This window comes from Streptomyces sp. NPDC086554, assembly GCF_040686095.1.
In the GTDB taxonomy this organism is placed as follows: Bacteria; Actinomycetota; Actinomycetes; order Streptomycetales; family Streptomycetaceae; genus Streptomyces.
Genome location: NZ_JBFBJK010000019.1, coordinates 33,175 through 56,952, shown reverse-complemented (window position 1 = coordinate 56,952; position 23,778 = coordinate 33,175). Strand labels below are relative to the sequence as shown.

At 71.0% G+C, this 23,778-nt stretch carries 15 protein-coding genes and 1 pseudogene; 8 read left to right on the top strand and 8 right to left on the bottom strand.

What is annotated here, in order from left to right; genetic code table 11:
- Positions 1-103 precede the first annotated feature (103 nt).
- The 6 genes and pseudogenes from AB0O76_RS28690 (at position 104) to AB0O76_RS28665 (ending at position 6,558) form a co-directional block, all read left to right on the top strand.
- Complete coding sequence (locus AB0O76_RS28690; protein ID WP_365496831.1) at positions 104-1,066, top strand: STM4015 family protein; 963 nt, start codon at positions 104-106, stop codon at positions 1,064-1,066.
- Between the two features lie 26 nt (positions 1,067-1,092).
- Positions 1,093-2,043, top strand: coding sequence for an STM4015 family protein (locus AB0O76_RS28685; protein WP_365496829.1), 951 nt, complete (start codon positions 1,093-1,095; stop codon positions 2,041-2,043).
- Positions 2,024-3,109, top strand: a pseudogene (locus AB0O76_RS28680) (STM4014 family protein); the annotation flags it as partial. The gene AB0O76_RS28685 and the pseudogene AB0O76_RS28680, both read left to right, overlap by 20 nt.
- 418 nt (positions 3,110-3,527) lie before the next feature.
- Entirely contained in the window at positions 3,528-4,334 is an 807-nt protein-coding gene (locus tag AB0O76_RS28675; RefSeq protein WP_365497108.1) for an STM4013/SEN3800 family hydrolase, read from the top strand.
- Positions 4,331-5,692, top strand: a complete 1,362-nt coding sequence (locus tag AB0O76_RS28670) for an STM4012 family radical SAM protein (RefSeq protein ID WP_365496828.1) — start codon at positions 4,331-4,333, stop codon at positions 5,690-5,692. Before AB0O76_RS28675 ends, AB0O76_RS28670 begins: the two co-directional genes overlap by 4 nt.
- Positions 5,693-5,703: 11 nt before the next feature.
- Positions 5,704-6,558: an STM4011 family radical SAM protein gene (locus AB0O76_RS28665; protein ID WP_365496826.1), complete on the top strand. Its 855-nt coding sequence runs from the start codon at positions 5,704-5,706 to the stop codon at positions 6,556-6,558.
- Between the two features lie 8 nt (positions 6,559-6,566).
- Here AB0O76_RS28665 and AB0O76_RS28660 read toward each other — a convergent pair whose 3' ends face one another.
- From AB0O76_RS28660 to AB0O76_RS28650, 3 genes are all read right to left on the bottom strand, one after another.
- Complete coding sequence (locus AB0O76_RS28660; protein ID WP_365496825.1) at positions 6,567-7,232, bottom strand: class I SAM-dependent methyltransferase; 666 nt, start codon at positions 7,230-7,232, stop codon at positions 6,567-6,569.
- Between the two features lie 251 nt (positions 7,233-7,483).
- Positions 7,484-10,492, bottom strand: coding sequence for an FAD-linked oxidase C-terminal domain-containing protein (locus AB0O76_RS28655; protein ID WP_365496823.1), 3,009 nt, complete (start codon positions 10,490-10,492; stop codon positions 7,484-7,486).
- 61 nt (positions 10,493-10,553) lie between these two features.
- Positions 10,554-11,720, bottom strand: a complete 1,167-nt coding sequence (locus tag AB0O76_RS28650) for an aminotransferase class V-fold PLP-dependent enzyme (protein WP_365496821.1) — start codon at positions 11,718-11,720, stop codon at positions 10,554-10,556.
- Between the two features lie 97 nt (positions 11,721-11,817).
- On the opposite strand from AB0O76_RS28650, the gene AB0O76_RS28645 reads away from it, so the two are divergent.
- Positions 11,818-12,582 (top strand): IclR family transcriptional regulator, encoded by a 765-nt coding sequence (locus tag AB0O76_RS28645; RefSeq protein ID WP_365496819.1) that lies wholly within the window; start codon positions 11,818-11,820, stop codon positions 12,580-12,582.
- Between the two features lie 409 nt (positions 12,583-12,991).
- Positions 12,992-13,966: an SLC13 family permease gene (locus AB0O76_RS28640; protein WP_365496817.1), complete on the top strand. Its 975-nt coding sequence runs from the start codon at positions 12,992-12,994 to the stop codon at positions 13,964-13,966.
- A gap of 4 nt (positions 13,967-13,970) precedes the next feature.
- On the opposite strand, the gene AB0O76_RS28635 is transcribed toward AB0O76_RS28640, so the two are convergent.
- From AB0O76_RS28635 to AB0O76_RS28615, 5 genes are all read right to left on the bottom strand, one after another.
- Complete coding sequence (locus tag AB0O76_RS28635; RefSeq protein ID WP_365496815.1) at positions 13,971-16,859, bottom strand: NHLP bacteriocin export ABC transporter permease/ATPase subunit; 2,889 nt, start codon at positions 16,857-16,859, stop codon at positions 13,971-13,973.
- A gap of 1 nt (position 16,860) precedes the next feature.
- Entirely contained in the window at positions 16,861-19,146 is a 2,286-nt protein-coding gene (locus tag AB0O76_RS28630) for an NHLP family bacteriocin export ABC transporter peptidase/permease/ATPase subunit (RefSeq protein WP_365496813.1), read from the bottom strand.
- The gene (locus tag AB0O76_RS28625; RefSeq protein WP_365496811.1) at positions 19,143-19,949 is read right to left on the bottom strand and encodes an HlyD family efflux transporter periplasmic adaptor subunit; all 807 of its coding nucleotides are present in this window, start codon (positions 19,947-19,949) and stop codon (positions 19,143-19,145) included. The genes AB0O76_RS28630 and AB0O76_RS28625 overlap by 4 nt, the downstream gene beginning before the upstream one ends.
- Before the next feature lie 93 nt (positions 19,950-20,042).
- Positions 20,043-20,270 carry a type A2 lantipeptide gene (locus AB0O76_RS28620; RefSeq protein WP_365496810.1) on the bottom strand — a complete coding sequence of 76 codons (228 nt, stop codon included), beginning with the start codon at positions 20,268-20,270 and terminating at the stop codon, positions 20,043-20,045.
- 630 nt (positions 20,271-20,900) lie between these two features.
- Positions 20,901-23,750 (bottom strand): DUF5682 family protein, encoded by a 2,850-nt coding sequence (locus AB0O76_RS28615; RefSeq protein WP_365496808.1) that lies wholly within the window; start codon positions 23,748-23,750, stop codon positions 20,901-20,903.
- Positions 23,751-23,778: the final 28 nt, after the last annotated feature.

The window sequence follows — 23,778 nt, the reverse complement described above, 5'->3', positions numbered from 1 at the left end:
TGGGGCTTGGTAGAAATTCAGCACATCGGCCGATCGGTGCGAGCGCACGATCGCCACAGTTGAGCGCCGGCATCGGCGCGTCAGGACTCGGGAGCGGGCGGACATGACCATCGGTAACCATCTGGCGGAGCTGCACGGTCTGCCCGCGCATGACTTCCCGCAGGCCGACGAGAGGTCCACGGACGGTCTTCCGGCGGCCGATTCAGTGGCCTGGCGGATCTCCGTCGACTCGTACGAGAGCGAGGAGGAGTGGGACGACGCCTTCGCCCGGTTCGCCGGGACCATCGACCTCTCGCAGGTGCGGGCGATCATCGTGGGCGCGTGGAGCGACGCGTACGACAGCGGGCCCGAGCCGGTGCTCGAAGCCCTGATCGGTGCGCGCGAGAAGCTGACCGCCCTGCGGGCCGTGTTCCTGGGCGACATGGTGATGGAGGAGTGCGAGATCTCCTGGATCAACCAAGGCAATGTCAGCCCGCTCCTCGACGCGTTTCCCGAGCTGCGGGAGTTCGGTGTGCGCGGCGGCACCGGCCTCACGTTTCCGGCGGTGCGGCACGAGCGTCTCCAGACGCTCGTCGTCGAGACGGGCGGTCTGCCCGCCGAAGCCGTGCGCGGCATCGCCGCGAGCGATCTGCCCGCTCTCGAACAACTCGACCTGTGGCTCGGCACGTCCGACTACGGCGGCGACGCGTCGCTCACTGACCTGGAGCCCTTCTTCGCGGGCACCCGGCTGTCGAGCCTGCGCCATCTCGCCCTGCGCAACAGCGAGATCCAGGACGAGATCGCCACCGCCATGGCGTCCGCACCGGTGGTGGCCCGGCTCGAGGTCCTCGACCTGTCCATGGGCGTGCTGACGGACGACGGCGCCACGGCAATCCTGGCCGGACAGCCGCTCACCCACCTGAAGAAGCTCGACCTGCACCACAACTACCTGAGCGCCGCCGTGCGCACGCGGCTGCGCGACTCTCTGGTCCCGGCGGGCGTCGAGGTCGACCTCGGCGCGGACGACGCCGATGAGGACACGGAGGACGACGGCACGGTCTGGCGCTACGTGGCCGTGGGCGAGTAGCGGACTTCGGGAAGTGGGGGAACGCCATGGGGTATCCGACGGCTCATCTGTTGCAGTTTGACGGGCTGCCGGTTTTCACCTTCCCGTTCGAGGGTGATGCCGCGGAGGACGAGCTGCCGCCGCCGGAGGCGGTCGCCTGGCGGTTCGACAGCTACGCGGGCGAGGAGGTGTTCGCGCGGCAGTGGCGGCGCTTCTTGGCTGCCGTGCCCTTGGAGAAGGTGCGTGCGCTGGTCATCGGCCCCTGGTGGGACGAGTACGACGAGGTGGGCATCGCTCCGGTCGTCGAGCTGCTCTGTGCCGAGCGGAACGGGCTCGCGGGGCTGCGGGCGCTGTTCCTCGCCGATGTGCTGTCCGAGGAATCGGAGATCTCCTGGATCAAGCTGGGGGATCTGACGCCGCTTCTGAAGGCGTTCCCCCGCCTGGAGACGCTCGGGGCGCGCGGCGGCGAGGCTCTGGTCCTGGAGCCGGTGCGTCATAACTTCCTGCGCAGTCTGCGGTTCGAGTCCGGCGGCCTGCCCGCCGCACCCGTCCGGGCGCTCGGCGCCTGCGAGTTCCCGGCGCTGGAGCACCTGGAGCTGTGGCTGGGCACGGACTGGTACGGGGGCGATGCCTCCGTGGCGGATGTCGCCCCGCTGCTCTCGCCGGGCGGCCGACTGCCCGCGCTGCGTCATCTCGGCCTCCAGAACAGTGACATCCAGGACGAGATCGCGGCGGCGGTCGCCGGGGCGCCCGTGGTGCCGCAGCTCAAGTCCCTGACCCTGTCCATGGGGGCGTTGAGCGACGAGGGCGGAGCCGCGCTGCTCGACGGGCAGCCGCTCACGCATCTGCGGGACCTCGATCTGCACCACCACTTCCTCTCCGAGCCGATGGCGGCGCGCGTCCTGGACGCGTTGGAGCCGCACGGAGTGCGGGTGGATCTCCATCGCGCGCGCCCCCGACTGCGATCGGGGGCCCGCTATGTCGCCGTCGGGGAGTAGTCGAGGGCCGGGCCCCGGCCTGCGGTTCGCGGTCGTCGGCAATCCCGAGAACCGCCGGGTGGAGCTGTTCGTCTCGGCCGTCCGGCAGGCCGCGCTCCCCGCGCCGCGGATCGTGCCGTGGCACGACGTCCTGCGGGACGGCGGTGCCGACTTCGCCGCGGACGAGATCGTGCGCCTCGACTCCCCCGGTGAGAACGCCGACGTCGACCGGGCGCTGCGCGGCATGGACGACCCCACGCGCGTGGAGGGCAGCGCACGTTGGTACGAGCGGTTCACCGCGGCCGTGCGGTCGCTGCACGGCGGGGTGTGGCTCGATGACCCCGGCGAGCTCTCCGTGCTCTTCGACAAGCGGCGCTGCCATGACGTGCTCGCCCGCGCGGGAGTGCCCGTTCCTGCCTCGCCCACGTCCGGCGCGACGGTGACGGTGCGCGGCTGGGACGACGTTCGCGGCCTGATGCGTGAGCACCGCATGCCGAGGACCTTCGTCAAGCTCGCCCACGGATCGTCCGCGTCCGGGGTGCTGGCCGTCGAGACGGCGGGCCCCGGCCGCGTCCAGGCCACCACGTCCGTCGAGCTCGCGGACGGCCGGCTGCACAACTCTCTTCAGGTGCGCCGCTATCGGGACGAGCGGGAGATCGCCGCGATCGTCGACGGACTCGCGCCCGACGGCCTGCACATCGAGCGCTGGCTGCCGAAGGCGTCGCTGGACGGGCGGGTGGCCGATCTGCGGATCGTGGTCGTCGGCGGCAGGGCCACGCACGCCGTCGTACGCACCAGCCGCTCGCCTCTGACGAACCTTCATCTGGGCGGCGCACGCGGCGAGTTGGCCGCAGCGATCGAGGCCTCGGGCGGTCGCTGGGCCGAGGCTCTGGAGATCTGTGAGCGCGCGGCCGCCTGTTTCCCCGGCACGCTCTGCGTCGGTGTCGACCTGCTGCCGGCCATCGGCTGGCGGCGGTTCGCCGTCGGCGAGGTCAACGCCTTCGGAGATCTGCTGCCACGCCTGACGGGTCTGCCGGGCAGCGGGGCCGAGGGGCTTGACACGTATGCGGCGCAGGTCGCCGCCGTACGGCAGGGTAGGTCGGCCCCCTCCCAGCCACCGGCGCCACCCAGCGGGCCCGAACGGCGCGACACACCTGCCGCGCACGTCACCGCCGTACAGCACAGTACGTCGACCCCCTCCCAGCCACCGGCGCCACCCAGCGGGCCCGAACGGCGCCACACACCTGCCGCGCACGTCACCGCCGTACAGCACAGTACGTCCGTCGCCTCGCAGCCACCGGAGCCTTTTGCGCCCCCGCAGCCACCGCAGTCGCGGCAGTCACCGCAACCACCGGACGATCCAGGACCAGGCGCGCGCCCGGCCCCGCACCACCCCGCATCGCCGAACCACCCCGCAAGGAACCACCATGCAAGCGCCTGACATCTCCGACGTGCCGGCCACCGCCGGCGGACACCCGGCAGCCGCCGCGGACGCCTCACTCGACATGAACGAGGTCGTCGGCCGCGACGACCTTCTCCTCGTCACGCTCGACACCCTCCGCCACGACGTGGCCGTGGAGCTCGCCGCTGCGGGCCGCATCCCGAATCTGGCCCGCCATCTGCCCGGCGGCGCCTGGGAGAAGCGGCACGCTCCGGGCAGTTTCACCTATGCATCGCATCAGGCGATGTTCGCCGGGTTCCTGCCCACGCCCGCCGCGCCGGGCCCGCATCCGCGGCTGTTCGCCGCGCGCTTCGCGGGCAGTGAGACGACCGCCGGGCGCACCTTCGTCTTCGACACCCCCGACCTGGTGTCCGGCCTCGCGGACGCCGGCTACCGCACGGTGTGCATCGGCGGCGTCGGCTTCTTCAACAAGCAGGGCGCGTTGGGCAACGTACTGCCCGGCCTCTTCCAGGAGAGCCACTGGGAGCCGGAGTTCGGCGTGGCCTCGCCGACGTCCTTCGAGGCGCAGGTGGCGTGCGCCGAGAAGGTGGTCGCCGAACTCCCCCACGACCAGCGCCTGTTCCTCTTCCTCAACGCGGCCGCGCTGCACCAGCCCAACTGGTTCCATCTGCCCGGCGCCACCCGCGAGACGGGCGACAGCCGCGCCACGCACGCAGCCGCTCTGGAGTACATCGACCGTCACATCGGGCCGCTGTTCGCCGCGCTGAGCTCGCGCCGCCGCTGCTTCGCCATCGTCTGCTCCGACCACGGCACGACGTACGGCGACGACGGCTACACCGGCCACCGCCTGGGACACGAGGCCGTGTGGACGGTGCCGTACGCCCACTTCTTCCTGGAGCCGTCCGCATGAGCACCCCGCGCCCACGCCCACGCCCGTACCAGAGTTACGTCTACGCCTACCCGCACAAGACCGCGTACCGCCCGCTCGCCGACCGCCCCGAGCTGCGCACCCTGTGGGAGGGGGAGCCCAAGGACGCGCTCTCCCTCTATCTGCACATACCGTTCTGCGAGGTCCGCTGCGGTTTCTGCAATCTGTTCACCCGCATCGGCGCCCCGGGCGAACTGACCACCCGCTACCTCGACGCCCTCGACCGGCAGGCGACCGCCGTGCGGGACGCGCTCGACGAGCGGGACGGGGCGGCGACGCCCCTGCGGTTCGCCAACGCGGCGTTCGGCGGCGGCACCCCCACCTATCTCGATGCCGCCGAGCTGGAGCGGCTCTGCGACATCGCCGAACGGCGCATGGGTGCCGATCTGCGCGCGATACCCCTGTCCGTCGAGGCGTCCCCGGCGACCGCGACCGCCGACCGGCTCGCGGTCCTCGCCGAGCGGGGTGCGACCAGGCTCAGCCTGGGCGTGCAGAGTTTCGTCGACGCCGAAGCCCGTGCGGCCGTGCGGCCCCAGCGCCGCGCGGACGTCGAGGCGGCGCTCGGGCGGATCCGCGACGCCCGCATCCCGGTGCTCAACATCGACCTCATCTACGGGATCGAAGGCCAGACCGAGGACAGCTGGCGCACTTCGCTTGACGCCGCGCTCGCCTGGCGGCCCGAGGAGCTCTACCTCTACCCGCTGTACGTACGGCCGCTGACGGGTCTGGGCAAGCACGGGGCGGCGCAGGGCGGCACGGCACTCACCGACGGCGAGTGGGACGAGCAGCGGCTGCGGCTGTACCGGCAGGGCCGCGACCACCTCATCGCCGAGGGCTATGTCCAGGTGTCGATGCGGATGTTCCGCCGCGCGGACGCGCCGCCGCAGGGTGCGGACAACTACGCGTGCCAGACCGACGGCATGATCGGCCTTGGCTGCGGGGCCCGTTCGTACACCTCGACGCTGCACTACTCCTTCGACTACGCGGTCGACCTGCGCGAGATCCGCACGATCATCGACGACTACACCGCCACGGAGGACTTCACCCGTGCCGTGCACGGCCGCCGGGTCGACGGGGCTGAGGCCCGCCGCCGTCATCTGCTCCAGTCGCTGCTGCAGGCCGACGGTATGCAACTGGCGGATTACCGCAAGCGGTTCGGCACCGACCCGGGCGAGGACTTCCCCGCCGAGCTCGCCGGCTTCGCCGAGTGCGGCTGGATGGAGCGGGACGCCGATGTGCTGCGTCTGACCCCGGAGGGCCTTGCACACTCCGACGCGATCGGCCCCGATCTCTTCTCCCCCGAGGTGCGCGCCGCGATGGCCGCGTACGAACTGAAGTGAGCGGAGCGAGCATGGACCTGACGATCCTGTACCGCGGCCCGCTGGCGTCGTGCGACTACGACTGCCCGTACTGCCCGTTCGCCAAGCGGCGTGACAGCCCCGGCCAGTTGCGGGCCGACCGGGCGGCCCTTGAGCGGTTCGCGGGGTGGGCCGGGCGGCAGACCGATGACCGTCTCTCCGTCCTCTTCACGCCGTGGGGCGAGGGCCTGGTCCGATCCTGGTACCGGCGCGCCTTGGTCGAGCTCTCCCACCAACACCACATCGACCGGGTTGCCATCCAGACCAATCTCAGCTGCCGTACGGACTGGCTTGCCGAGGCCGATCCGGACACGGTCGCACTGTGGTGCACGTATCACCCGGGGCAGACGCCTTACGACCGCTTCCTCGCCAAGACGCGTCAACTCGCCGAGCGGGGTGTGCGGTTCAGCGTCGGCGTCGTCGGCATGGCCGAGCACCTCGACGACGCCCGGCGGCTGCGCGCGGCGTTGCCGGGTGAGGTCTATCTATGGGTGAACGCCGCCGAGGGCCACACCTACACCGACGCCGAAGCCGAGCAGTGGACGGCCCTCGACCCCCTGTTCCCCTACAGCCGCCACCCGCACCGCTCGGCCGGGCTGCCGTGCCGTACGGGCGAGTCGGTCGTCTCGGTCGACGGCGACGGCACGGTCCGCCGCTGCCACTTCGTCCGCAGCGAGCTGGGCAATCTCTACGACGGTTCCTACCGCCGCGCCCTGGAGCCACGCGCCTGCCCGCTCGCCGTGTGCGACTGCCACATCGGCTACGTCCACTTGGAGACGCTGCCGCTGTACGACGTCTTCGCGGGCGGGGTACTGGAGCGCATCCCCGCGGCCGGGGCCCGTGCCTGACCGGTGTGTCAGCGCGGCACGGTCTGGGTGACGCGCCACAAGCGGCGCGGCAGCTCGCCTTCCTCGAAGGCGTGGACATCGTCCAGCGTCCAGCCGTCGGCGAGTTCGTCGACCAGGCCGCGGTCGAAAAAGTGCACGGCGAAGCCGCCGTGCTCGTAGATGTCGTCGCCGTGTGCGACACCGGTTCCGTAGTGGGCGTCGCCGGTGTGCCGCACGGTGTAGACGAAGGTGCCGCCGGGCCGCAGCACGCGGCGGACTTCGCCGACCGCCTTCTGGATCTCCTCGGTCGACAGGGCCATGCACAGCAGCATGTGCGCGAAGACCCCGTCGACGGAGGCGTCGGGCAACGGCAGCGGCTCGCGCACGTCGTGGACGGCGGTGGTCACCCGCTGGTCGACGCCCTGGTCACGGGCGGCGGTCCGCAGTTGCTCCAATCCGGCGGGACTGAAGTCGGTGGCCCGAACGGCGAAGCCCTCGCGGGCGAAGTACAGGGCGTCCCGGCCGTGCCCGGCGCCCAGCTCAAGGACATCGCGTACGCCACCCGCCAGGAACACCTCGGCGGCGTGCACGGCGGGGGCGGAGGGCCGCTCGCCGTACATGCCGGGGTGCGCGGTGTAGGTCTCCTGCCAGTGGACCCGCTGCGCCTGCGCGAGATCCCGCTCGTCATCTGCCACGTCATCGGCCTTTCCTCGGTGCTGAGGCGAGCGTAGGTGGAGAGCGGCGCAGATCAGGCGATTCGGCCACCCCAGTGTCCGCGGTGGATGACGTCGTCCGTGTCGCGCCGGGCACACCGAACTCGGCGCGGAACGGCCGCAGGCCTTGTAGGCCAGCGGCACCACGACCAGCGGCGCATCCTGCATGGTCGGTGTCTGCTCGACCCACGCGGGGACGAACGGCCAGAAGCGCGCACGGTCGGCGGGATCGGTCAGGGCCAGCGGCTTGCCTCTCCTGAACGCGGCTGGCCCGTTGTCGCCGTCACCGCCTCCCTCAGCAGCTGGACCGGATGCCAGGCGTTCCGCTCCGTGCCGTGGAAGATCTGCTGGCGGCAGGAGACGCCGGTGGCCACCACCACCGTGTCCGGGGATTCCTGTGTGATCGCGGGGAAGAGACGGTCCTCCCCCACCGTCATGGATACGTCGTAGTGCTCGGATTCGAAGCCGAAGGATCCCGCCATTCCGCAGCATCCGGCGTCCAGTTCGCTCACCGTCACGCCCGGGATGCGGTTGAGCAGGGCCATGGTCGCGGCCGTGCCGACCTCGGCCTTCTGGTGGCAGTGGCCGTGGTAGAGGAGTCTGCGGCCCGCGAGCCAGGAGTCGTCGCGCAGCCGCAGCCGGCCCGCGTCGATGGCCTCCACCAGCAGTTCCTCGACCTGGCGCACCCGGCCCGCGACGTCCTTGACGGCGGTGTCGTCCGGCAGCAGCGCCCGGTGTTCGTCGCGCAGGGTCATCAGGCAGGAGGGCTCGCACCCCACGATCGGCGAGCCGGGGTCGGTCGTGTCGGCGAGGCTGTGGGCGAGGTCGCGTGCCTTGTTCTTCGCGTCGTCGACCAGACCCTTGGAGAGGCTGGACCTGCCGCAGCAGCCGCCGCTCTCCAACCGCACGCGCCAGCCGGACCGTTCGAGGAGCTCGATGGCCGCCCGGCCGATGTCCGGCTCCGTGAAGGTGGTGAAGGAGTCGGCGAGATAGGTGACGGTGCCCTCGGTGACGGGGTGCGCGACCGGTGTCCGGCGGCGGAACCAGCGCAGCAGGTTGTGGCGCACGAAGACCGGCAGCGGCCGTGCCGGGGCGATGCCGGCCACGCGGTCCATGAGGCGGCGCACCGGTGCGATGCGTCCCGGCAGGTTGGACAGCGGCGCGGTGGCCGAGCCGAGACGGTTGAGCGTACGGATGGCACCGAAGAGGCGGGAGCGCAGCGGCACTCCGTGGGCGTCGTGGTAGTGCGAGAGGGTCTCGCTCTTGAGGGTTGCCATGTCGACGCCGAGCGGGCATTCGCTCTTGCACGCCTTGCACATCAGGCACAGGTCGAGGATCTCGTGGAGGCGTTCGTCGCCGAGCGCGGCCTGCAGGTCCGGTTCGGAGAGGGCCTTGACCAGGGCACCCGCCCGGCCGCGGGTGGAGTCCTCTTCCTTGCGGGTGGCCATGTACGAGGGGCACATGGCGCCGCTGCCGCTCTTGCGGCACAGGCCGATGTTCATGCACCGGTCGGCCGCCGCGCGCATGCCGCCCCCGCCGACGACCTCGAAGGAGAGCCGGGTGCGCAGGGGTTCGGCGGGCGGCAGGGCCGCGTCGCGCAGGCTCTGCGTCATCGGCGGCGCGTCCACGATCTTTCCGGGGTTGAGTACGCCGTGCGGGTCGAAGAGCCGCTTGACCTGGCGCATCGCCTCGTACAGCTGATCCCCGAAGATCTCCCGGTTGAACTCGCTGCGCGCCAGGCCGTCGCCGTGCTCGCTGGAGTTCACGCCGCCGTACTCCGCGACCAGGTCCTTGATCTCCTCCGCGACGGCGCGCATCCGACCCACGTCGGCCGGGTCGGCGAGGTCGAGGTAGGGGCGGATGTGCAGACAGCCGACCGAGCAGTGGCCGTAGAAGCCGGCGCTCATGCCGTGCCGGTCGAGGACGTCCTTGAACCGGCGGGTGTAGTCGGCGAGATGGGCGGGGTCGACCGCGGTGTCCTCGACGAAGGCCAGCGGGCGGCGGGTGCCCTCGCCGGCGGCCATCAGCAGGCCGAGCCCGGCCTTGCGGACCTTCAGGAGCGACGCCTGCTGGGCCGGGGTGACCGCCTGCAGGGTGTGGTAGCCGTGGCCGTGCCGCGCCCACAGCTTCGTCAGGCGCCGCATCCGGTCGAGGAGTTCGCCCTCGTCGTCGCCGGTGAAGGAGACGAAGAGCAGCGCTTCGGGTGCTCCTTGGAGGAGGTCGCCGAGCGCCGCGTACTCGATCTTGCGGCGGGACAGGTCGAGGATCGTACGGTCCATCAGCTCCACGGCGGCCGGGTCGCAGGCCAGCGCGTCCTCCGTACCGGCGATGGCCTGCGCGACGGAGGCGAAGTGGCCCACGGCGATCACGGTGCGGCTCGGCTTGGGCACTAGGTCGACCAGGGCCTGAGTGGCCACGGCAAGGGTCCCCTCCGAGCCGACGACGAACTTCGCGAGGTCGAAGGGGGCGTCGTCGCGGGCGAGCCGGTCGAGGCGGTAGCCACAGGCGCGGCGCCAGTGGGCCGGGAAGCCATCGGCGATCGCCGTCGCGTTGGCGCTGACGATCTCGGGCAGTTCGCGGTAGAGGGCGCCTTCGAGGGTCTCCTGCTCGGCGCGGCGGGCGCGTTCGGTCTCGTCGACGCGGCCGAGGCGGGCCCGGCTCGCGTCCGAGAGCACCACGTCGAGTTCGCGGATGTGGTCGATGGTCATGCCGTAGCGGACAGAGCCGCTGCCGGCGGAGTTGTTGCCGATCATTCCGCCGATGGTGGCGCGGTTGCTGGTCGACGTGTCGGGGCCGAACATCAGGCCCCACGGGCCGGCGGTGCGGTTGAGCTGGTCCTGTACGACACCGGGTTCGACCAGGGCGGTGCCGCTGCCGGGGTCGAGCTCCACGATCGCGTTCATGTGGCGGGACAGGTCGAGGACAAGGCCGGGGCCGACGGTCTGTCCTGCCAGGCTGGTGCCGGCGCCGCGCGGCACGACGGGGACCTGGTGGGCGGCGGCGGCCGCGACGGCGGCGGCGATGTCGTCGGCGTGCCGGGGGAAGACCACGCCCATCGGCGTGATCGCGTACATGCTCGCGTCGCGGGCGAACAGATGGCGGGTGTAGTCGTCGAACCGGACCTCACCGTCGAGATCCTTGACGAGGTCTTCCTTGAGAGCGCGGGCCTTTTCATTGCCCGCGGGATCGTCGTCCGTGGGGTCGTCGTCCGTGGGGTTCTCGTCGCGGTTGGTGACGGACATGCGCGGCAACCTCCTCTGCTGGGTGGAGAGTTCGGCGGCGTCACTCGACGCTTCGGCGGCGTCACTCGTCGCGCAGGATGTCCAGGGCGGCGGTGAGTCCGTTCGGGTCGATGCGTACGCCGGCCAGTTGGAGGCCCATCTGGACGCCGGCGAGGGTGCCCGCGAGGGTCAGGGCGTTGAAGTGGCCGAGGTGGCCGATGCGGAAGACCCGTCCGGCGAGCTTGCCGAGCCCGGCGCCCAGGGACATGTCGAACCTGTCGAGGATGACCTCGCGCACCTTGTCGGCGTCGTCGCCCTCGGGCATGAGCACCGCGGTGAGCGAGGAGGAGTACTCCCGTTCGTCGGCGCACAGCAGCTCAAGTCCCCAGCCGCGTACGGCGGTTCGGGTGGCCGCCGCATGCCGGTCGTGACGGGCGAAGACCGCGGGGAGCCCTTCTGCCCGCAGCATGCGCAGCGCCTCGGCAAGGCCGTAGAGGAGGTTGGTGGCGGGGGTGCAGGGGAAGTAGCCGCGCTTGTTCGCCTCGATGACGGGCTGCCAGTCCCAGTACGACCTGCGCAGTCCCGCCGTGCGGGAGGCGGCGAGCGCCTTCTCGCTGACGGCGTTGAAGCTCAGGCCGGGCGGGAGCATCAAGCCCTTCTGGGAGCCCGCGACGGTGACGTCGACGCCCCATTCGTCGTGCCGGTAGTCGATCGAACCGAGCGAGGAGATGGTGTCGACGAGGAGCAGCGCCGGGTGCCCTGTCGCGTCCATCGCCCGCCGGATTTCGGAGACCCGGCTGGTCACGCCGGTGGAGGTCTCGTTGTGCACTACGCAGACGGCCTTGATCGTGTGGGCGGTGTCGGCGGCGAGGTGTTCGGCGACGGCATCGGGGTCGGCTCCGTGGCGCCAGTCGCCGGGCACGAAGTCGACGTACAGGCCGAGAGCGGTGGCCATCTGCTGCCAGAGCGTGGCGAAGTGGCCGGTCTCGACGTGCAGGACGCGGTCTCCGGTGCTGAGCGTGTTGACCAGAGCCGCTTCCCAGGCGCCGGTGCCGGAGCCGGGGAAGATCACGACGGGTCCGGTGGCACCGAAGACCGGTCCCAGGTCGGCGAGCAACTCCGTTGTGAACGCGGCGAATTCGGGGCCGCGATGGTCGATGGTGGGCGCCGCGATGGCGCGGAGCACCTGGTCGGGGACGTTGGTGGGGCCCGGTATCTGCAAGAAGTGCCGCCCGGACTGAGAGGTCACTGTGGCCAACTCCCTTGAGACGTGTGCCGCATTGTGGCACGGTGTTTCGTAAAGTGGCACGCCGGAGCATAGGAGCCGACCGCAGGGGAGTCAACGGATGCAGAGCGTTCTCAACGCACTTCGAGTGCTTGAAGAGGTGGCCGCGCGCCAGCCGGTGGGCGTCGCCGACCTGGCCCGCGCCCTGGAGCTGCCCAAGAGCTCGGCGCAGCGAGCCCTGCGTACGCTGCACACGGCGGGCTGGATCCGGCCCGCCGGTGGAGAGGTCACGCGCTGGGCGCTGACCACCAAGGCGCTGCAGGTCGGGCGGCTCGCCACCGGAGAGTTGAGCCTGCGCGACGTGGCCGTGCCGATCATGGAGGAGCTGCGGCGGCGCACCGACGAGACGGTGCATCTGACCGTCCCGGACGGCGAATCGGTGGTCCTGATCGAGCGCCTGGAGACCTCCAAGCCGGTGCGGATCATCCTGGCCCTCGGTACCCGGCTGCCCATCCACGCCTCCGCGAACGGCAAGGCCGTGCTCGCATCCCGCTCCACGGAGGCGATCGAGCGTCAATTGGCCGCCGGGCTCGATGAGTTCACCGGCACGACGATCACGGACCGGAAGGCGCTGCTCGCCGAGCTCGCGCTGATCCGGGAGCGGGGTTACGCCACCAACTGCGGCGAGTGGCGCACCGATGTGTCGGCGGTCGCCGCGCCGGTCCTGGACGGGGCGGGTTCGCCGGTGGCGAGCATCAGCGTCAATATGCCGACGAGTCGGATGACGGAGGAGTCGAGCGTGGCGCATGGATTGCTGGTGAGTGAGACGGCGTTGCGAGTCAGCGCCGCGTTGGGGCAGGTGCGGCAGGGTCCGTCGAGGCGGTGATGAATCCGCGGGCTGGTGGGGGCTGGTCGCGCCCACGCGGCGGAGCCGCACATAGATACAGCCCCGCGCCCCTTACGGGGCGCGGCACCGCACCGGAATCATGCGCGCCCCCCTTGACGTCCCGGGCGAAGCGCTTCAATACTCCCCACCGCGAAAGCCTGATTCCGCATGTCGGAATCCAATCGACTCCCCTGAGCCCTTCACGCGCCCCGGCCTCAACACGCCCCGGCGCTCCGCGACATGACCATCGGCCGACGGCAAGGGAGCCCTCGTGTCAGACCCTGGTGCTGATCTTCGCCATCGCGACCTTCTCCTCCGTCCATCTGGGCGCGCTCGCCCTGGTGGCCGCGTTCATCATCGGCTCTTACTGTTCGCCATCGCGAAGAACAACGGCTCGGTCGACTGGCTCGTGCACGCGGCCGTGAAGGCGGTGCGGGGCCGCATCGCTCTCATCCCCTGGGTCATGTTCCTGGTCACCGCCGTGCTCACCGCGGTCGGCGCGGTCACCCCGGCGGCCGTCGGGATCATCGCGCCCATCGGGCTCGGCTTCGCCGCGACGTACGGCATCAACCCCGTGCTCATGGGGCTGCTCATCGCCAACGGGGCCAGCGCGGGCGGCTTCTCGCCCATCGGCGTGTTCGGCGGCATCACCAACAACGTCGTCGAGCGCAACGTCGCGCTCTGCGTCATCGTCTTCTTCGTGTTCGGCGGGCGAAAGTTGCTGGGGCAACGCGCGGCGACGTACGGCACCGGCGCCGGGAGCACGCTCCCCGCACCGGACAGACGCGACGACGGACCGCCCGGCGGTCAACTGGTCGAGGCGGGTGGCGCATCCCGGCCGACCCTCACCGTCGCCACGAACACCGCGGGCAATGCGATCGCGGTACCGGACGCGCCCGTACGCCTCGACGGCCCCCGCGCCCTGACCCTGCTCGGCCTGGTCGCCGGAGCGCTCTTCTTCGACCTCGACGTGGGTCTCATGGCGCTCAGCATCACCGTCGTGCTCTCCCTGGTCTCCCCCAAGTCGGCCAAGGGCGCGGTCGAGCGGTGTGCGTGGTCCACCGTGCTGCTGGTCTGCGGCATCGTCACCTACGTGAGCCAGATGGAGCGCATGGGCACCATCGACTACCTCGGCAAGGAGGTCGCCTCCATTCAGGCACCCCTCGTAGGCGCCCTGTTGATTTACCTCATCACCGCCCTTGCCATCTCCGCGTCCGTGGTGGACGCATCGCCGTTCTCCACCAGCGGGGCGCTGGTGACCGCCAACACCCCGGAGAAGCAGCGCGACTTCGTCTTTCGTCGGCTGATGGCCTGGGGTCTTGGCATTGCCGTGGTCGCGCCGCTGGTGACCTGGGGTCTGTTCGTCGTCCCCGGATCCCTCTGACGGGTCAGCTCATCTGGCGCCGCACCAACTCGTGCAACCGTCCGCCCGTGTCCGCCAACAGCTGGGCAGGCGGACCCTGTTGGACGACGCGGCCCTCCGACATGACGATCACGCGGTCGGCGTCCAGGACGGTGGAGAGGCGGTGGGCGATCACGACGCGGGTGGCGTTCAGGGCGCGGGTGCTGTCGATGACCGTGCGCTGTGTCTCGTTGTCCAGGGCGCTGGTCGCCTCGTCGAAGAAGAGGACGCGGGGGCGGCGGATCAGCGCCTGGGCGATCATCAGGCGCTGGCGCTGGCCGCCGGAGACCGCTCCCCCGCCGGAGATCATCGTGTGCAGGCCCATCGGCATGCGCTTGATGTCCTCGGCGAGGCCCGCCATCGCCGCGGCCTCCCAGGCTTCTTCCTGGGTGAACGTCTCGGCGCCGCAGATGCAGTCGAGGATGGAGCCGGTGAGCGGCTGCGCGTTCTGCAGCACGACCCCGCACTGGCGGCGTACGGCGGCCTGGTCGAGGGCGGAGAGGTCCTGGCCGTCGTAGAGGACGCTGCCCGCGACCGGCTTGTCGAAGCCGATGAGCAGGCGAAGGAGGGTCGATTTTCCGCAGCCGCTCGGGCCGACGATCGCCACGAACTCGCCGGGGCGGATGGCCAGGGACACGTCGTCAAGGACCAGCGGGCCGTCGTCGGCGTAGCGGAAGGAGACGGCGCGGGCCTCGATCTCCCCCTGGAGTTCGCCGGGCTGCGTGCTCGCGCCCCGCACCTCGGGGGCCTCGTCGAGGACCGGCTTGATCTGTTCGAACATCGGGAGGACCGAGGCCGCCGAGATCAGTGCCCCGGTGAGCTGTGTGACGGATGTCAGGAGCATCGTCACGGCGGTGCTGAAGGTGAGGAACTCCCCCGCGGTGAGGCTGCCGCGCGCCGGGCCCGCGAGGAGCACGAACATGATGAGCGTACAGAGCGGCAGATAGACCGCGTTGAGGACCGTCGTGAGGTTCTTGATGCGGCCCGCGCGCTGCTGCAGCTCACGGCTGCGCGCGAACTCCCCCGCCCATGCCGCGTACGCGAAGCTCTCCGCCCCTGCGACGCGGAGCTTGGGCAGTCCGCGCAGGGTCTGGAACGCCTGGTTGTTGAGCTTGTTGCCGAGCTCGACCAGGCGGCGTTGCCAGCGCAGTTCCCACAGCCCGAGCGCGAGGAACACCCCGGCGATGACGGCCAGCATGCCGAGCGCGGCCAGGGCGAGAGGCACGCTGTAGACGAGCAGCAGGACGAGGTTCATCGCGCCGACCGTGCCTGCCTGCAGGGCCACCGGGCCGATGCCCGAGAGCACCCGGCGGATGGCGCTGACGCCCATCGCCGCGCTGGCCAGTTCACCGGTGGACCGGGAGGCGAAGAAGCGGGTCGGCAGCCTCAACAGACGGTCCCAGACGGCCGGTTGGAGGGCGCTCTCCATGCGGCCCTCCATCCTCAGGATGGTGAGGTTCTGCAGCAGCATGAACGCCGCAGAGACGATGCTGGTGATCATGACGGCCAGGGAGACCTGGACGATGAGGCTCTTCTCGGCGTTCGGCACGTACACGCCGAGCACCTGGCCCGTCGCGATCGGCACCAGGGCCCCGATGAGGACCGTCACCAGACCGGCAATCACCAGATTGCGTACGTCGCCGCCGTTGCCGCGCAGGCTGAAGCGGAAAAGACCCCAGGGGGTCAACGCCCGGTCCGGCAGCGGCCGGTAGAACATGACGCCCTGCGGCTCGAACTCCTCCGCGTTGTCCTCGTCGACGCGCGTGCGCCGCCCGGACGATGGGTGCACCGACTCGTAGCCGCCGCGCCGCCACAGCAGCGCGACCGGCGCCCCGCTCGCGGCCCGGTGCCCCACCAGAGGGCCCGCGTTCTCGCGCCACCAGGGACCGTCGAGCCGGACGGCACGGGTGCGGATCCGCGAGGCCACCGCGACCTGCTCCACCGGGTCGATCCGGTCGCTGACCGCACCGCTCTCCGCCGGGGCCGCCAGCTTGATGCCGGCCGCGTCGGCGACAAGACGGCAGGCCGCGTACGTCATGTCGTCGCCGCCCTGGGACGCGGGACGGCCCGAACCGCCCCTGCCCGAGCGGCCGATGGAGGCGATCAGGGTCCGGTCGGCCTGCTCGCGGACCGTCTCACCGGCCTTGATGCCGGCGGCCGTGCGGTCCTCGTGGGCGCGCTCCAGGCGTTCGATCCAGCGGTCGAGCGTGGACAGCAGCCGGTACTGCTGGTTGACCATGCGCTGCCAGACGCCGGGGTCCACGAGCAGATCGCCCGCGGCCTCCGTGCTGTAGGCCGCGCCGTACTGCACGCTGCCCGGCGCGACCGGCATCCAGAGGATCTCGTCGTCGGTCACCACGTCGTCGCCCATGATGCGCCCGTCGAGGGGCGCTTCGAACAGCACCCGGTGGCCGCGTCCGATGCCGAGCGCGAAGGCGTGCTCGAGCAGACTCAGGGCCTGGTCCTGGGTGTCGTACTGGCTGGGGTACTGCTGCTCGTAGGCCCAGGTGTCGCCGTAGTCGGGGCGGTAGAGCTCGCGCAGCGGGATGCGGCGCAGCTCGCAGCCCTGGAGGGGGCGTCCGACCAGGGTGTGCTGGGGGCCTTCGACGGGGCCCAGGAGCAGGGTGCCCGGTTCGAGGCGGCCCAGGAAATGCCAGTGGCCCTGCTGTGCGGCGTCGACCGCGAACAGGTCGAGGGCGCCTGCCACGACGAGCCACAGCACCTGCGGCCCCTCCAGGTGGACGCTGCGCAGGTCCGTGCAGTCGGCGGGCGTTCCGAGCGCGCCGAAGGCGGCGGCGACCGCGTCGTCCGTGTACGCGGTGTGCGCATCGCCGGTGTGGCCGGTGTGCGTGTACTGCTCCGGTACCGAGGTCACCTCAGTGCTCCTTGACCAGGTCGGCGTAGGGACCGCCCGCGGCGACCAGGTGCTCGTGACGGCCGCGCTCGACGACCGTGCCGTGGTCGAGGACGACGATCTCGTCGCTGTCGCGCACGGTGCTCAGGCGGTGGGCGATGACGACGCAGGCGCAGCCGCGGCGGCGCAGGTTGTCGATGATGACCTGCTCGGTCTCCGCGTCCAGGGCGCTGGTCACCTCGTCGAGGACGAGGATGCTGGGGCGGCGCACCAGCGCGCGGGCGATCTCCAGGCGCTGGCGCTGGCCGCCGGAGAAGTTGCGGCCGTCCTGCTCGACGCGGCCGTGGATGCCGCCGGGTCTGCGGGCGACGATCTCGTACAGGCAGGCGTCCTTGAGCGCGGCGACGACGGCGTCGTCCGGGATGGAGGGGTCCCACAGGGCGACGTTGTCGCGGATGGTGCCCTCGAAGAGGAAGACGTCCTGGTCGACGAAGGAGACGGAAGCGGCGAGCGCGCCGCGCGGGATGTCCTCGAGGCGCTGTCCGTCGATGCGGATCGTGCCCTCCCACGGGCTGTAGAGGCCCGATATCAGCCGGGAGACGGTCGACTTGCCGCTGCCCGAGCCGCCGACGAGCGCGACCTGCTGGCCGGGGCCGACCGTCAGGGAGAAGCCGCTCAGGAGCGGCTTGTCCAGGGGGCTGTAGCCGAAGGAGATGTCTTCGAGGGTGACGTGGCCCTTGAGGCGGCGGGTGCTCGCGGCCGGTTCGGGGCGGGAGTAGAGCGTGTCGACGGGGAAGTTCTCTACGTCCTTGAGGCGGGCGACGTCGGCGGCGAAGTCCTGGATGCGTCCTGCCACACCGTTGAGGCGGGTGATCGGTGCGGTGAAGCGGGTCACCAGGGCCTGGAAGGCGACGAGCAGGCCGATCGACAGATGCCCCTCCACCGCGCGCAGGCCGCCGATCCACAGGATCAGCGCGCTGTTCAGGGTCGCGAGCGTCGGTGCGACGATGCCGAGCCAGGCGCTGGGCACGCCGAGGCGCTGCTGTTCCTCCAGAGTGGTGGCGTGCTGGCCTGCCCACCGCCGGAAGTAGCCGTTCTCGCCGCCGGTGGCCTTCATCGTCTCGATCAACTGCAGGCCGGTGTACGAGGTGTTGGTGAGCTTGGCGCTGTCGGCGCGCAGCTTCTGGGTGCCGGTGGCCCGCAGCCGGATGACCACGCGCATCGCCACGATGTTCAGCAGGGCGATACCGACGCCGACGAGGGTGAGCTGGGGATCGTACGTCCACAGCAGGGCCGCGTAGAGGAGTACGACGATGCCGTCGACGCCTGCGGCCGTGAGATCGCGGGCCAGGGTTTCGGCGACCGCGTCGTTGGACGCCAGGCGTTGCACGAGGTCGGCGGGGCTGCGCTGGGCGTAGAACGTGACGGGCAGGCGCAGCAGATGGCGCAGGAAGCGGGCGCTGCTGAGGGTGGAGGAGATGATGCGGCCGCGCAGCAGGTTCGCCTGTTGCAGCCAGGTGAGGACCACGGTCAGCGCGACCATCGCGCCCATGGACGCGAACAGCGCGCCGAGCAGCGAGGTCTGATCGCCGATCAGGAACAGATCGATGTACGTCCGGCTGAGCGCGGGCAGCGCCGCGCCGACCGCCACCAGGAGCAGGCTGGCCAGGAGCGCGGCGAGCATGGTGCCCGTGGTGCCGCGCAGGCGGGCCGGGAGCGCCCGCATGATGCCGGGCCTGCGCCCACCGGGGCGGAAGTCGTCGCCCGGTTCGAGGACCAGGACGACACCGGTGAAGCTGGTGTCGAAGTCCTCCGACGGCACGAAACGGCGGCCCTTGTCAGGGTCGTTGATGTGGACGCCGCGGCGGCCCAGGCGGCGCCCCATGCCGTCGTACACGACGTAGTGGTTGAACTCCCAGAACAGGATCGCGGGCGCCTTGACCTCGGCGAGCGCGGCCGGCTCCATCTGCATGCCCTTGGCGGTGAGGCCGTAACTGCGCGCCGCCTTGAGGATGTTGCTGGCCCGTGAGCCGTCACGGGAGACGCCGCAGGCGATGCGCAGCTCCTCCAGCGGTACGTGCTTTCCGTAGTGGGCCAGGACCATGGCGAGTGCGGCGGCGCCGCATTCCACGGCCTCCATCTGCAGGACGGTGGGGGTGCGCACCGTCTTCTGCCGCTTGCCCTTGGACGGGGGGCGCTGCGCCGCTCGGCGGCGGCTGCGCTGCGGGGGCTCGGGGCGGTGCCTGCGGCGTCCGCCGGGGGGCGGCAGTTGCTGCTGGTGTGCCGGGGAGGGGTGCGGTGCGGTCACGGAAGCAGCCAATCGATCGGGCGCTGCTCGGCGAGGTGGAAGGCGCCGGTGGCCAGGGTCATGGAGTCGAGTGCGAAGGGCGGGCCGCCCGCCGACGACCAGGCGTAGCCGGACTTGGTGGCGGACGAGCGGTCGAGCCGCACGAGGACCGCCACGCGCGGGCCGTCCTGGGTGAACTGTTCGGCCAGTTCCTTGTCGCCGAGGAATCCCGTGATCTTCTGTGCGCTCTGCGCGGACCGTCCGATCGCCTTCACATGCCCGCGCAGCACGCCGTACTCCTGTGTGGGCACGGACTGAACGGTGAGGTCCACCTTCGCGCCGACGGGGACGGTGGCCGCGCTGTCGGCGGGTACGTAGACCATGGCGAGGAGCGGGTCGTCGCTGCCGTCCACGCGCTCCACGGTCGCGACGTCGGCGCCCGTGGTGACGACGGTGCCGATCCGGGCGACCAGCGCGGTGACGCGGCCTGCCGCGATGGCGCGGACCACCTTGTCGCCCTGCTCCGTACGGACCTTGAGCACCGGAGCGCCGGCGGCGAGCCGTTCGCCCTCTTCGACGAGGACGCCGGTCACCTGCCCGGTGACGGGGCTCTGCAGGACGTAACTGCCCTGACCGTGCGTGAGGATGCCGGGCGCGCGCAGCGTCGAGGAGACCGAGCCGGTCACCGCCCAGACGCCGGCCGCGGCCATCACGACGAGGGTGATGGCGAGGACGAGCAGGCCCTGGGGGCGGGCGTAGCGCACCGGCAGGTCGAGTTCCTCGGGCGACTGCAGCTTGGACAGGGCCTGTTGGCGGAACTGCACGGGGCTCTTCCCTACCTTGCTTATGGCGTCCGTGAGCCCCGGAACTGGATGTTCCGGGGCTCACGAATCATGGTGTCTCAGCGAGCGAGATGCTCAGAGACCGGCGACCGTGCTGGTGGCCAGGCCCGCGACGGGGGCGGTGTTCAGGCCGGTGGTGCCCTCGACGAGGCCCACGACGCCGGCGACGGTGGAGGAGACCGGGGCGATCGAGTCGACCGTCGAGGTCACGGTGCCGACGGCGGCGGCGGACAGGCCACCGGCGATGTTGTCGAGGTCGGCGTCGGCAATCTCGAGGGTCTCGACCTGGGGGGTGTAGTTCATGATGGGAGCTGCCCTTCTCATGGTTGTTGCAAAGATGTTTCTAAGAATGCGGAACCCAAACTGCGAATTCCGCGTGGGCAGGATCAAAGCACGTTCGCATGTCGCACATCCAATCGGTCGGTCAGCCGTCAGCTGTGGATGCGACGACGAATCACCCCTGCGTGCAGGCATGTTCACCGCGTGGCGGCAGCTCCTTCACAAGCTTCACATGAGGAAATCGGGCACGCCGCGGGACTCCCTTCAACAAAGCGGACACTCCCTCCCCAAAAGCGTCTGATCTGTGGCCCGTACACACGGCTTTGTGTGAAGTGTTCGCCGAATACGGTGACTGGACCGGGTATTCGATGTGCAGGTTTATTGAAGGCCCCCCCCAGCGCGGTTGTCCCAGATGGCGACGTCGGGGGTGCCGAGCAGCCGGGCGAAGGCCTCGTGGCTCTCCCCGTCTGCTCAAGGAGTGCTGCACGGACGGCGGCCACGGTCGCCTCGTCCAGGTGGTGCCGGTGGCTCGCTTCGCGACCTTGCAACGCGCGGGTTCGCGGAACGCTCGTGCTGCCGGGAATCACGAACTCGCCCGCGGCTTCGCGGTACTGCCGCGAGCCACGGACGAGTTCGGAGGTCACCCCGTCGAGGTCAGGCGCCGGACAGCAGCGCCTCAAGCGCCAGTGCCGTCTCGGGATGACGACCGACCAGTGCGGCACCGGACGGGCCCGCATCCGCCGTCTCCCAAGTCCCCTCGCAGCCGAGCAGGCTCGCCACCGCGTCGCACGTCGCGGGGTGAGCGGCGAGCAGCGCGCACCCGGAGGCACCGTCCGTGCGCCCCGCCGGACGCACCGCTACCGGCTCCGGCTGCGCCAGCCACGGCGGCACCCACGCGTCGAGCGCCGCGAGCTTGCCCGGGAAGATCCGTCCTGCCTCGCGGATGAGGAGCGGCGCCAGGTCGGTGCCGCTCCCGCGCAGGGTGGTGATCAGCGTCGGCAGCCACGGCAGGAGCACCGGGTCCGGCAGCCGTCCGAACGCGTTGGACACCGCCTCCACCACGAAGTCGGTCAGCCCCGGGACGGGTTCCAGGGCGTGCACGAAGCCGCTCAGATAGTGCGGATAGGCGGGCACCACCAGGGGGTTGCCCAGGAGTTCGTCGCACCTGGCCCGGAGGTCCGTACGGGACAGGTTCCCCAGGTGCGTCTGGGCGGCCCACAGCAGCGCCGTCTTCGACGGGTCCTGCGGATGCGACTGGGCGACGGCGAGCTCCAGCTGGGTCCGGTCGCAGCCGAGCGACAGGGCCAGGCTCTCCATGCTGAACAGGAAGCCCAGCATCGCCGCCACCTGGCGCACGGTGGCGTCCTCGTCGGTGAACGCCGTCGGCAGCAGGGTGCAGTAGTGCGCGTAGCCGGCCTTGACGAAGGACTCGATCCACGGCGGCAGCGTCGGCTCGCTGGTGCGGTAGTGGGCGAGCAGCCGCCGCACCCGGCGCAGCACTTCCGGCGCGCCGTCGACGCTGCGTTCGGCCGAGAGCACCTCGAGCGCCCGGGTCCCCAGTTCGTCGGCGAGGCGGCGGCTGCGCAGGTACAGCGTCGCGTCCTCGACGGCTTGCAGGACCGTGGCCGCGGTGGCCTGGGGGCCGTACGCGGTGCGGCGCAGGCGCTGTTCAAGGACCTGCTCGATGCTGACGCCCTCGTAGCCGAGCTCGATGAGCGCGCGCTGGTGGGTGCCGATGGCCAGGTCCCACGACTCCTGGATGGACCGCTCCCCCAGCTTCCGCTCGCCCATGATCGGCCGTGCGGCACCGTGCGGCATCAGATGGCGCAGCATCCACAGCACGTCGGAGCACGGCCCCAGCTCCGGCCGCCCGGCGATGTCGAGCAAGGCCCGCTGCACGCCGCGCTTCTCCAGGGGCAGGTTCAGCGGCGCGAGCCGGTCGTGCACGTCGCGGGCCAGCGGTGGCAGCGATTCGTAGCCGACCTGCCCGATCCGGTCGCCGCCCATCATGATCTCCACGAGGCGGCGTACGTCGCGCCGGCCGGGCACCGAGTCCTTCTCGATGCACGTGACGGCCGCGTCCTGGAAGTCGTACGGCGTGGGCCTGGCCCGGTCGCGCATCCCGGCGAGCAGGATCGACGTCTCGAACACCGCGATGGCGTCGGCGGTGGAGGCCAGATAGCCGTTGCGGCGCGCGGCGCGCACGATCTCCACGGACCAGCCGAGCAGTTCGGCCTCGTCGAGCCGGTCGAGGACGGGCGGCTGCCGCAGGAAGCCGGTCAGCTTGTCCGGGGGCTCGGCCACCGGCGCGAGTGGTGGCGCGGCCGCGGGCACGGGCGGTGGCGCGGCCGCCGTCTTCTTCTTGGCCTTGGATTTCTTAGCGCCCGCCTGTCCCGCGAGGTGGTACGGCTCCGTCCTGGTGCGCTTGAGGTTCTTCGCCCAGACCGTCGCGGCGATCGACACCGAGCCGGCGGCGAGGCCGAACTGCGCCTCGATCGACGCGTGGCTCGACGGGATCAGGCCGTGCTGCCACTTGGTGGCGGTGCGCGGGCTGATCTCGAAGGTGTCGGTGCCGTGCACGCCGAACTCCTCGACGCGGCTTGCCGCGTGGAAGGCGCCGCAGACATAGAGGCAGTCGGCAGGGTCGGTGCCGGTCGCGGCCAGGTGCTCGCGCATCCTGGTCCACATGTAGCGCTCGCGGTCCTCGTCGACCCGCACCCGGTGCGGGTCGCCGGGTGCCAGGCGCCGGAAGAGGCTGCCGATCAGGAGCATCACCTGGCGGTAGGTGTCGTGGTCGCTGTCGCCCAGCGGCAGTTCGACGTACTGGTGCCACCATTCCGACCAGTGCCGCACCCGGCCGTGGCGCAGCAGATGCTCCTCCAGTTCGGCGAAGCGCGGCCGCAGGTCGCCGATCTCCACGCCGACCGCGTCGCCGTGCAGCGCGGCCTCCTCGTCGGCGGGCGGTGCGTCCGGGTCGGCCGGGTCATCGGTGTGCTTGCCGCGCGTGTCCCACTGGAAGACGTGGTCCGACGAGCGGTCGACGAGGACCAGTTCCACGCCCGGCGTGTCCAGTGCGTACGCGACCGCCTGGTACTCGGCCGATGCCTCGGTGATCGGTGCGACCACCGACAGCGGCGACCAGTCGGCCGGGAAGCCGTCGATGTCGGTGGCGAACGCCTGCACCGCCACCGGGAGCCTGCAGTTGCGCAGTTCGGTCAGGAGCGGCGCCATGTCCTCGCACAGTTCCACGTACACGACCTTCGGCTGCTTCTCGCGCAGGCGGCGGGCCATCGCGAGCGCCGATGCGGGCGAGTGGTGGCAGACGGGGAAGATCTCCAGCGGTTCGCCGAGGGCGCGGTCGACGTCGTCGACCAGGCCGAGGAGGATGCCCCGCAGGGCGTCGGGCCCGTCGGCGAACGTCGCGGCGGCCTCCTGCAACTGTCCGCGCAGCGCCTCGAAGGTGCCCTCGTGGGTGGTCGCTTGGGTGTCTGCTTGGGTGCTCACTTGAGTGTCTGCTCGGGTGTTCTGTTGG